This window comes from Streptomyces hainanensis (genome assembly GCF_004348415.1).
Taxonomy (GTDB): domain Bacteria; phylum Actinomycetota; class Actinomycetes; order Streptomycetales; family Streptomycetaceae; genus Streptomyces; species Streptomyces hainanensis.
In genome coordinates, this window is the sequence record NZ_SMKI01000275.1 from 1 (window position 1) to 10,529 (window position 10,529).

Annotated in this window: 8 protein-coding genes; 2 read left to right on the top strand and 6 right to left on the bottom strand. The window is 73.8% G+C overall.

What is annotated here, in order from left to right; genetic code table 11:
* Nucleotides 1-130: 130 nt before the first annotated feature.
* A complete protein-coding gene (locus E1283_RS23225) occupies nt 131-1,438 on the bottom strand; it encodes a sensor histidine kinase (RefSeq protein ID WP_132820067.1) in 1,308 nt (435 codons plus the stop codon).
* 98 nt (nt 1,439-1,536) lie between these two features.
* Nucleotides 1,537-2,295, bottom strand: coding sequence for a phosphoglyceromutase (locus tag E1283_RS23230; RefSeq protein WP_132820068.1), 759 nt, complete (start codon nt 2,293-2,295; stop codon nt 1,537-1,539).
* A gap of 122 nt (nt 2,296-2,417) precedes the next feature.
* Here E1283_RS23230 and E1283_RS23235 point away from each other — a divergent pair, with 122 nt between their 5' ends.
* Complete coding sequence (locus E1283_RS23235; protein ID WP_132820069.1) at nt 2,418-5,021, top strand: SpoIIE family protein phosphatase; 2,604 nt, start codon at nt 2,418-2,420, stop codon at nt 5,019-5,021.
* Nucleotides 5,022-5,034: 13 nt separating this feature from the next.
* On the opposite strand, the gene E1283_RS23240 is transcribed toward E1283_RS23235, so the two are convergent.
* Entirely contained in the window at nt 5,035-5,610 is a 576-nt protein-coding gene (locus tag E1283_RS23240; protein WP_132820070.1) for a type III secretion system chaperone family protein, read from the bottom strand.
* Complete coding sequence (mshA, locus tag E1283_RS23245; protein WP_132820071.1) at nt 5,603-6,967, bottom strand: D-inositol-3-phosphate glycosyltransferase; 1,365 nt, start codon at nt 6,965-6,967, stop codon at nt 5,603-5,605. Before mshA ends, E1283_RS23240 begins: the two co-directional genes overlap by 8 nt.
* A gap of 89 nt (nt 6,968-7,056) precedes the next feature.
* Between mshA and E1283_RS23250 the strand changes: the two genes are divergently transcribed.
* The gene (locus E1283_RS23250; protein ID WP_243745034.1) at nt 7,057-7,836 is read left to right on the top strand and encodes a class I SAM-dependent methyltransferase; all 780 of its coding nucleotides are present in this window, start codon (nt 7,057-7,059) and stop codon (nt 7,834-7,836) included.
* Nucleotide 7,837: 1 nt separating this feature from the next.
* On the opposite strand, the gene E1283_RS23255 is transcribed toward E1283_RS23250, so the two are convergent.
* A complete protein-coding gene (locus E1283_RS23255; RefSeq protein ID WP_132820074.1) occupies nt 7,838-8,236 on the bottom strand; it encodes an NUDIX hydrolase in 399 nt (132 codons plus the stop codon).
* Nucleotides 8,237-8,279: 43 nt separating this feature from the next.
* A complete protein-coding gene (locus E1283_RS23260; RefSeq protein ID WP_132820073.1) occupies nt 8,280-10,418 on the bottom strand; it encodes an RNA degradosome polyphosphate kinase in 2,139 nt (712 codons plus the stop codon).
* Nucleotides 10,419-10,529 lie beyond the last annotated feature (111 nt).

A 10,529-nucleotide genomic window follows, 5' to 3' on the forward strand; every position in this document is an offset into this window, starting at 1 on the left:
CCTCACCACAGGAAGCGACGCCCCTGCCCACCCCGGTGACCCCGTCGGGGGAGCGTCGGCCGCTGCCGCTGCTCGGTGGCTGCGGCTGCGGTTCTGGCTGCGGCTGCGGCTGCCAGTCCGGCTCCGCGTGTCAGTGCGGGGGCAACTGCGGCTGATCCTTGGGGTCCCGCCCGAGGGGGGTGGGACCCCAAGGCAGCTCCGCCACCAGCTCGAACTCGTCACCCGTGGCGCTCGGCCCGTGGCGCAGCACGCCGCCGTCGAGGGCGGCGCGCTCCTCGAGGCCGGCGAGGCCGGCGCCCGCGCCGGGGATCTCCGTCACCGGCCGCGCGCGGAGCGCGTTCCGCACGGCGATGGTGAGGCCCTGCCCCGGCGCGCCGCCGAGCGCGACCTGTACGGGCGTGCCGGCCGCGTGCTTGCGCGCGTTGGTCAGGCCCTCCTGCACCACCCGGTACGCCGTGCGCTGTACGGGCCCCCGCAGCGCGGCGGCCGCTCCCGCGTCCAGGTCGCGGGTGAAGACGACCCGCTGGCCGGCCCGCTCCGCCTCCGCGACCAGCCGCCCGATGTCGGCGATGCCGAGCTGCCGGTCGCCCTCCGCCGGGCCGCGCCCGCGCAGTACGGTCAGCACCTCGCGCAGTTCCTCCAGGGCCTGGTGGGCGGTGTCCCTGATGACCCGCACGCTGTCGCCGATCTCCGAGTCGCTCAGCGGTTTGGCGGTGCCGCCCGTGGAGGCGTCCGTGCGATAGGCGAGGGCTCCGGCGTGCACCGAGAGCAGCGAGATGCGGTGGGCGAGCACGTCGTGCATCTCGCGGGCGATGGCCTCCCGCTCGGTGCGCCGCGCGTCGACCAGGCGCCTGGTGTGTTCGGCCCGCTCCCGCCGGGCGTCGGCGCGCAGCCGGATCACCAGCTGGCGGCGGAGCCGCACACTGGCGCCCCAGGCGAAGAAGAACAGGTAGTAGGCGACGAGGAAGGCGACCGCCACGTAGCCGCCCTCGTGCGGGACGCTGTACTCGAGCAGGTAGGGCACGACGGCCGCGAGGTGTGCCCCGATGACCAGCAGCGCGGTGCGTGGCGGGAGCCGCAGTCCGATGTTGAGGACGATGACGGTCATCGCGCCGAAGGCGGTGGAGGAGAGGAACGTGACCGGCACGGCCGCGAGGCCGAGCATCAGCGGGTGGTGCCGGCGCCACCAGATGGCCAGGCAGGCCGCGCCGCCGAACCAGGGGTCGACGGCGAGCATCCAGCCCGGCAGGTAGTCCCGGCTCGGCAGGTCGATCAGCAGCAGCGCGAAGACGCCGGTCGACCAGACGAAGAACAGCCCGTCCATCGCCCAGTCGCGGCCGGTGCGGCGGAGGTGCGGCCGGACGCCGTCGGCGAGCAGCTCGCCGGGCAGCAGCGCGCGCTGTGCCCAGCCGTCGGGAGCCACCGCCGAATCGGTCATGCCTACGAGGTTACGGTCTCACCGACCGCCGATCGGGTGAATAAAGCTGATCAACCGAGCGGCGGCCGGAGGGAAGAACGGTCCGCTTCTCGCGTGTCCTACTTCTTGCCCTGGTTCTTGACGGCCTCGATCGCCGCCTTCGCCGCCTCCGGGTCCAGGTAGCGGCCGCCGGGGGTGGTCGGGTGGAAGTCGGCGTCCAGTTCGTAGAGCAGCGGGATGCCGGTGGGGATGTTGAGGCCGACGATGTCCTCGTCGGAGACCCCGTCCAGGTGCTTGACCAGGGCGCGCAGGCTGTTGCCGTGCGCCGTGACCAGCACGGTGCCGCCGGTGAGCAGGTCGGGGACGATCGCGTCGTACCAGTAGGGCAGCATGCGGACGACGACGTCCTTGAGGCACTCGGTGCGGGGCCGCAGCTCGCTCGGGATGGCCGCGTACCGCGGGTCGTCGCTCTGGGACCACTCGGCGCCGTCGGCGAGCTCCGGCGGCGGCGTGTCGTAGGAACGGCGCCACTTCATGAACTGCTCCTCGCCGAACTCGGCGAGGGTGGCGGCCTTGTCCTTGCCCTGCAGGGCGCCGTAGTGCCGCTCGTTGAGCCGCCAGGAGCGCTGCACCGGGATCCACGCCCGGTCGGCCGCGTCCAGGGCCAGGTTGGCGGTGCGGATGGCCCGCTTCAGGGTGGAGGTGTGCAGCACGTCGGGGAGCAGGCCGGCGTCCTGTAGCAGCTCACCGCCGCGGACCGCCTCCTTCTCACCCTTCTCGTTCAGGTTGACGTCCACCCACCCGGTGAACAGGTTCTTGGCGTTCCACTCGCTCTCGCCGTGGCGGAGCAGGATCAGCTTGTACGGTGCGTCGGCCATGAGGCCGAGAGTAGACGGCACATCCGCGCGTCGGCGGATCGCCCCCGGGATTATCCCCGGTGCAAAGTGGAGGAATGAGGGCAATTCCCCGGGGCCTGCGCGCACGGAGCGTCGTTGGCCAGATGTTCATCTTGCAGGTGGTGATCACGCTCCTTCTCGTCGCCGCCGGGGTGACGGCCCTCGTACTCGACCGACGCGACGAGAAGAAGGCCGCGGCCAGCGAGCGCGCCCTGGTGGTGGCCCAGACCTTCGCCGCGTCGCCGGGGATCGTGGAGGCGCTGCGGTCGGACGATCCGACGGCCGTGTTGCAGCCCAGCGCCGAGGCGGCGCGGAAGAGCACGGGCGTCGACTTCGTCGTGGTGATGAACCGGAAGGGCATCCGCTACACGCACCCCAATCCGAAGGAGATCGGGAAGCGCTTCATCGGCACCTTCGAACCGGCCGCCGACGGCCATGTGGTGCGGGAGGCGGCGGAGGGCACGCTGGGGCTGTCGGAGCGGGCCGTGGTGCCGGTGCGGGACGAGGACGGCCAGGTGATCGCCATGGTCGCGGCCGGCCAGACGCAGCGGAAGATCAACCTCCAGGTCACCAGCGAGCTGCCGCTGCTGCTCGGCTCGACGGGGGTGGCGCTGGCCCTGGCCATCGGCGGGGCGGCGCTCGTCAGCCGGCGGCTACAGCGGCAGACCAGGGGCCTCGGGCCCCGGGAGATCACCCGACTGTACGAACTGCACGACGCCGTTCTGCACTCGGCGCGGGAGGGCGTGCTGATCCTGGACGAGGACCGGCGGCTGCTGCTCGCCAACGAGGAGGCGCGGCGGCTGCTCGACCTGCCAGCGGAGGCCGTCGGCCGCGACGTCGGCGATCTGGGGCTCGACGAGGCCACCGTCGCGCTGCTCGGCGGCGACGAGGACCTCACGGACGAGGTGCACCCGGCGGGCGGCCGGCTGCTGGCCGTCAACCTGCGGCGCACCGCCGACCACGGCGGTCCGCCCGGCACGGTCGCCACGCTGCGCGACACCACCGAGATCCAGGCGCTCTCCGGCCGCGCCGAGACCGCCCAGCGGCGGCTCGGCCTGCTCTACGCGGCCAGCGTCCGGATCGGCACCACCCTGGAGATCACCAGGACCGCCGAGGAGCTGGTGGAGGTGGCGGTGCCGGAGTTCGCGGACTACGTGAGCGTCGACCTCGCCGACAACGTGCTGCGCGGCGAGGAGGCCCCGGGGGTGGACATCCAGATCCGGCGGATCGCGGCCGGCGGGATCACCCGCGACCATCCGCTCTACCCGTCGGGGCGCTCGCTCGCCCTGCGCCCCGATCAGGCCGAGGTGTCCGGGCTGCGCGGCGGCCGGGCCGCGCTGGAGACCGATCTGCGCGGCACCGACTGGTGGCGGGCCGGCGACGAGGAGCACGCCAGGCGGCTGCTCGACCTGGGCATGCACTCGCTGATCTCCACGCCGCTCCAGGCCCGCGGCGTGGTGCTCGGAGTGGCCAACTTCTGGCGTTCCCGGGAGGACGGGCCCTTCGACGAGCAGGACCTGGCGCTGGCCGAGGAGTTGGCCACGCGGACCGCCGTCTGCGTGGACAACGCGCGCCGCTACACCCGCGAGCACGAGATGGCCGCCACCCTGCAGCGCAGCCTGCTGCCGCGCGACCTGCCCGACCAGACCGCGGTGCGCGCCGCCTACCGCTACCGGCCGGCCGAGGCGGTGGGCGGCGACTTCTTCGACGTCATCCCGCTCTCCGGCGCCCGCGTCGCGCTGGTCGTCGGCGACGTCGTCGGGCACGGCCTGCACGCGGCCGCCACCATGGGCCGGCTGCGCACCGCGGTGCACAACTTCGCGGCGCTCGACCTGCCGCCCGACGAGCTCCTCGGGCACCTGGACGAGCTGGCCGACCGGGTGGACCGCGACGAGGCCGGCACGGACGGCGCCACCGGCACCATCACGGGCGCCACCTGCCTGTACGCGATCTACGACCCGGTGGACGGCACGTGCACCATGGCGCGGGCCGGGCACCTGCCGCCGGCGCTGATCCTGCCCGACCTGTCGGTGACCTTCGCCGAGCTGCCGGCGCAGCCGCCGCTCGGCGTGGGGGGCATGCCGTTCGAGACCGCCGAGCTGCGGCTGCCGGCGGGCAGCGGCCTGGTGCTCTACACGGACGGCCTGGTGGAGGCGAGGCACCGGGACATCGACCGCGGGCTCGGGATGCTCGCCGAGGCGCTGCACCACTCGGCCGAGCGGGACGAGGACCCGGAGACGATGTGCGACGCGGTCCTCGACGACCTGCTGCCGCCGCGCCCGGGGGACGACGTGGCGCTGCTGGTCGCCCGCACCCGGATGCTGAGCTCCGAGCAGGTGGCGGTCTGGGAGGTGCCGGCCACGCCGTCCGCGGTGGCGCCGATCAGGGCGGCGGTGAGCGAGCGGCTGACGGAGTGGGGCCTGAGCGAGATGGCGTTCATCACCGAGCTGATCCTGACCGAGCTGATCACCAACGCCATCCGGCACGCGGCGGGCCCGGTGCGGGTCCGGGTGCTGCGGGACCGGGCGCTGATCTGCGAGGTGTCGGACGCCAGCAGCACCTCGCCGCACCTGCGGAACGCGACCGCCACCGACGAGGGCGGGCGCGGCCTCTTCCTGGTGGCCCAGTACGCGGACCGCTGGGGCACCCGCTACACCCCGTCCGGCAAGATCATCTGGGCCGAGCAGCGGCTGCCGCTGCGGCGTTAGGTCCTGTCCGGACCTAGCCGTCGGCGGGCCTGGTGAGGTGGGTGAACGCGTCGAGGTTGCGGGTGGACTCGCCGCGCGCGGTGCGCCAGGCGTACTCCTTGCGGATCGCGGTGGCGAAGCCGAGTTCGAGCAGCGTGTTGAAGGAGCCGTCGGCCTGTTCGAGGACGGTGCCGAGCAGCCGGTCGATCTCCTCGGCGGTGACCGCGGCGAGCGGCAGCCGGCCGGCGAGATAGACGTCGCCCATCGCGTCCACGGCGTACGCCACCCCGTAGAGCCGGGTGTTGCGTTCCAGCAGCCAGCGGTGCACGGCGGCCGCGTTCTCGTCCGGGCGGCGGATCACGAAGGCGTTGACGGACAGGCTGTGCCGGCCGACCACCAGCGAGCAGGTGGTGGAGAGCTTGCGGGTGCCGGGCAGCGTGACCACGTAGCGGCCGGGCCCCGGGCTCTCCCACTCGGCGCCGCTCTCCCGCAGCGCCGCCTCCAGCGCGAGGCGCGCCGCCTCGGCGCGTTCCGCCGGTTCCGACGCTCCCGCCCGTTGTGACGCTCCGGCCGGTTCCGATGATCCAGACGGTTCAGCCCGTTCAGCCATGGGCCGATCGTAGCCCCGGCCCGGCCCGGAACCGGCGGGCCTCGACGGCCGCCCGGTAGACGTCGAGCGTGCCGGCCGCGGTGGCCTCCCACCCGAAGCGGCGCGCGTGGCCGGCCGCGGCCTCGCCGAGCCGCCCCGCGTGCGCGGGGTCGGCGAAGCGGCGCAGCGCGGCGGCGTAGCGCACCGGGTCGTGGCCCTCGATCAGATAGCCGGTGACGCCGTCGCGCACCACCACCGGCAGACCGCCGACCGCCGCCGCCACCACCGGCGTGCCGCACGCCTGCGCCTCGGCGGCGACCAGGCCGAACGACTCGCTGTAGGACGGCATGACCAGCACGTCCGCCGCCCGGTACCAGTCGGCCAGCTCGGCCTGGGAGACCGGTGGCCGGAACCGCACCAGCTCGCCGATGCCGAGCCGGGCCGCCAGCTTCTGCATCCGCTCCGGACGGGCGAGGCCCGTGCCGCTGGGCCCGCCGACCACCGGCACCAGCAGCCGGCGGCGCAGCGCCGGCTGGGCGTCGATCAGCTCACGGATCGCCTGCAGCAGGATGTCCGGGCCCTTCAGCGGCTGGATCCGGCCGGCGAACAGCGGGATCAGCGCCCCGGCCGGCAGCCCCAGCCTGGCGCGGGCCGCGGCCCGGCCCTCGCCGGGGCGGAACGTGGCCAGGTTGACCCCCGGGTGGACGACGGCGGTGCGCAGCGGGTCGGCCTCGTAGTGCCCGACCAGCTCGGCGGCCTCGCCCGCGGTGTTGGCGATCAGCCGGTCCGCGGCCCGCACGATCTGCGTCTCGCCGATGACCCGGGCGACCGGCTCCGGGGTGTCGCCGGTGGCCAGCGCCGCGTTCTTCACCTTCGCCATGGTGTGCATCGTGTGCACGAACGGCACGCCCCAGCGCTCGGCGGCGAGCCAGCCGACGTGCCCGGACAGCCAGTAGTGCGAGTGCGCCAGGTCGAAGTAGCCGGGCGGCTCACCGGCCCAGATCTGCATCACGCCGTGTGTGAAGGCGCACAGCTGCGCCGGCAGCTCCTCCTTGCTCAGCCCCTCGTAGGGGCCGGCGTCCACGTGCCGCACGCGCACGCCGGGCGCCAGCTCCACGGTGGGCGGCAGGCCGCCGGCGGTGGCCCGCGTGAAGACCTCCACCTCGGTGCCGAGCGCGGCCAGCTGCCGCGACAGTTCGACGATGTAGACGTTCATCCCACCGGCGTCACCGGTGCCCGGCTGGTCGAGCGGTGAGGTGTGCACACTGAACATCGCGACCCGGCGGACGTGCGGCACAGCGGCTCCTGGACGTGTCGACGAACTCGTGGGGGATCCAACCGGAGGGTGCAACCCTGTCCCGGAAGCACCTGTTCCCATTGTGCGAAACCGTTACGCTCATCCGCATGCGGCAGGGGCCAGAGGGAAATGTCACACGGGGCACCACGCATCCCAATCGACTGCGCCGCATGGACCGTTGGATCGCCGCCGAGCTCGGGCCCGCGCTCCGGCGCTCGACCGACCGGCCGCTGGCCGTGGACCTCGGCTACGGGGCGGCGCCCTGGACGGCCGTCGAGCTGCTCGGCCGGCTGCGGCGGGTGCGGGCCGACGTCCGGCTGTTCGGCGTCGAGATAGACCAGGAACGGGTGGCCGCGGCGCTGCCGTACGAGGGACCGGGGCTCGGCTTCGTGCGCGGCGGCTTCGAGCTTCCGCTGCCCGTGCCGGGCGACGGCCGGCCGCTGCTGGTGCGGGCGGCCAACGTGCTGCGGCAGTACCCCGAGGACGGGGTGCCGGCCGCCTGGGCCCGGCTCCGGGGCCGGCTGGCGCCCGGCGGGCTGCTGGTGGAGGGCACCTGCGACGAGATCGGCCGCCGCCACGCCTGGGTGGCGCTGGACGCCACGGGTCCCGTGTCGCTGACCCTCGCCGCCCGGCTCGCCTCCCTCGCCACCCCGTCCGACCTGGCGGAGCGGCTGCCCAAGGCGCTGATCCACCGCAACGTGCCGGGCGAGCCGGTCCACGCGCTGCTCGGCGACCTCGACCGGGCCTGGGCCTCGGCGGCCCCCTACGCCCCGTTCGGCCCCCGGCAGCGCTGGCTGCGCGCCGTGGCGCTGCTGGCCGCGGACTGGCCGGTGGCCGGCCGGCGCGCCAGGTGGCGGCTCGGCGAGCTCACGGTGCCCTGGTCGGCGGTGGCCCCGCGCGGCGGGCCGCTCGCGGGCGCGCCACAGGGCGCGGGGTTCCGCGCCGGCTGACTCACTCCCCCGCCATGCGTGTCAGGGCCTCGTCGAGCAGCAGCCGGTCCGGCTCGTGGCTGAGGCGGGCCCTGGCCTCGGCGGGCGGCAGCCACACCACCCGGTCCACCTCGTCGTTCGGCTCGAAGCCGCCGTCGACCGCCTCCGCCACCCAGTACCTGACCTCCTTGGGCCGGCCCTTGGCCAGGTAGCGCGCGGTGCTGAGCGCCGCGCCGAGGACGCAGCCCATGCCCGTCTCCTCGCGGACCTCGCGGAGCGCGGCGGCCTCGTGCGGCTCGCCCGGGTGCAGCTTGCCCTTGGGGTGCGACCAGTCGTCGTAGCGCGGCCGGTGCACCAGCACCAGCTCGACGCCGCCCGCCTCGGCCGGCCGCCACACCACGCAGCCGGCGGCCCTGACCAGCTCCGGCTCCGGCTCCGGCGGCTGACGAGCCGGCGCCGGCTCGTCAGGCGCCGGCGGCACGGCGCTTCCTCCGGCCCTCGATCAGCGACTCCTGCACGTTCCGCAGCGGCCCGCCGTCCTCGTCGAACGCGTACCGCGTCCAGCCGCCGTCCCGGTCCAGGTGCCAGGACTCGGACTCGTCCGACATGCCCGTGGCCAGCAGCCGGGTCAGCGACGAGCGGTGCCCCGGGTCGGTGACCCGCACCAGCGTCTCGATCCGCCGGTCCAGGTTGCGGTGCATCAGGTCGGCGCTGCCCAGCCACACCTCGTTCTCCCCGCCGCCCGCGAAGGCGTAGACCCGGGAGTGCTCGAGGAATCGGCCGAGCACGCTGCGCACCCTGATGTTCTCCGAGAGCCCGGGCACCCCGGGGCGCAGCGAGCAGATGCCGCGCACCCAGACGTCCACCGGCACGCCCGCCTGCGAGGCGCGGTAGAGGGCGTCGATGACGGCCTCGTCGACGATCGAGTTGACCTTGAACCGCACCCACGCCGGCCGGCCAGCCCGGTGGTGCTCGATCTCGCGGCGGATCCGGGAGACCAGGCCGTCGCGCAGCGAGCGCGGGGCGACGAGCAGCCGCCGGTAGTTGTCCCGCCGCGAGTAGCCGGAGAGCCGGTTGAACAGGTCGGACAGGTCGGCGCCGACCTGGGCGTCGGCCGTGAGCAGCCCGAGGTCCTCGTAGAGCCTGGCCGTCTTGGGGTGGTAGTTGCCGGTGCCGACATGCGAGTAGCGGCGCAGCTCGTCGCCCTCCTGCCGGACGACCAGCGACAGCTTGCAGTGCGTCTTCAGCCCCAGCAGGCCGTAGACGACGTGGCAACCGGCCTGCTCCAGCTTCCGCGCCCACCTGATGTTGGCGTGCTCGTCGAACCTGGCCTTGAGCTCCACCAGCACCAGCACCTGCTTGCCGGACTCGGCCGCGTCGATCAGCGCGTCCACGATCGGCGAGTCGCCCGAGGTGCGGTACAGCGTCTGCTTGATCGCCAGCACGTCGGGGTCGGCGGCCGCCTGCTCCAGGAACGCCTGGACGGAGGTGGAGAACGAGTCGTACGGGTGGTGCAGCAGCACGTCGCGCTGGCGCAGCGCCGCGAACACGTCGGCCGCCGACGCGGACTCCACCTCGGCCAGGTCGCGGTGGGTGCCGGCGACGAACTTGGGGTACTTCAGGTCGGGCCGGTCGAGCGAGGAGATGGAGCGGAGGCCGGTGAGGTCCAGCGGGCCAGGCACCGAGAAGACCTCCTCGCGGCTGATCTTCAGCTCACGCACCAGCAGGTCGAGCACCTGCGGGTCGATGGACTCCTCGACCTCGAGCCGCACCGGCGGGCCGAAGCGGCGCCGCAGCAGTTCCTTCTCCAACGCCTGGATCAGGTTCTCGGCGTCGTCCTCCTCGACCTCCAGGTCCTCGTTGCGGGTCACCCGGAACACGTGGTGCGCCAACACCTCCATGCCACGGAACAGCTCCTCCAGATGCGCGGCGATCACGTCCTCGACCGGGACGAACCGCTGCGGCGACGCCTCGAGGAACCGGTCGAGCAACGGCGGCACCTTCACCCGCGCGAAGTGCTCGTGCCCGCTGGCGGGGTTCCGGACGACGACGGCGAGGTTGAGGGAGAGGCCCGATATGTACGGGAAGGGATGTACCGGGTCGACGGCCAGCGGGGTCAGGACCGGGAAGATCTTCTTCCGGAAGAGCGAGAAGAGCCGGGTCTGCTCCTCCTCGGTGAGGTCGGGCCACCGGAGCAGATGGATCCCCTCACCGGCCAGCTGCGGGGCGACGCTCGTCTGGTAGCAGGCGGCGTGCCGGCCCATCTGCTCCCGGGCACTGGCCCAGATCGACTCCAGCACGTCGCGCGGGGCCTGCCCGGTGAGCGACCTGGTCGCCACGCCGGTCGCGATCCGGCGCTTCAGCCCGGCGACTCGGACCATGAAGAACTCGTCCAGGTTGCTGGCGAAGATGGAGAGGAAGTTGGTGCGTTCGAGCAGCGGCGTGCCGGGGTCCTCGGCGAGGTCGAGAACCCGGTCGTTGAACGCGAGCCAGCTGCGCTCACGGTCGAGGAACCGGTCCGCCGGCAGCTCGCCCTCCTCCGACTCCACGGTGGGCGCCGGCGCGGCGGGCTGTGGGACGAGGGCGCGGGTTTCCTGGCTCATGCCCCCATTCTCTCGCCAGCTGTGCGAACGGGGCACGTCAGCGCGGTAAACAGGATGACGGTTGGTGGTCGCCGCGGTGGTGGTGGCTCGTGGGGTTCTCCCCCCACCCAC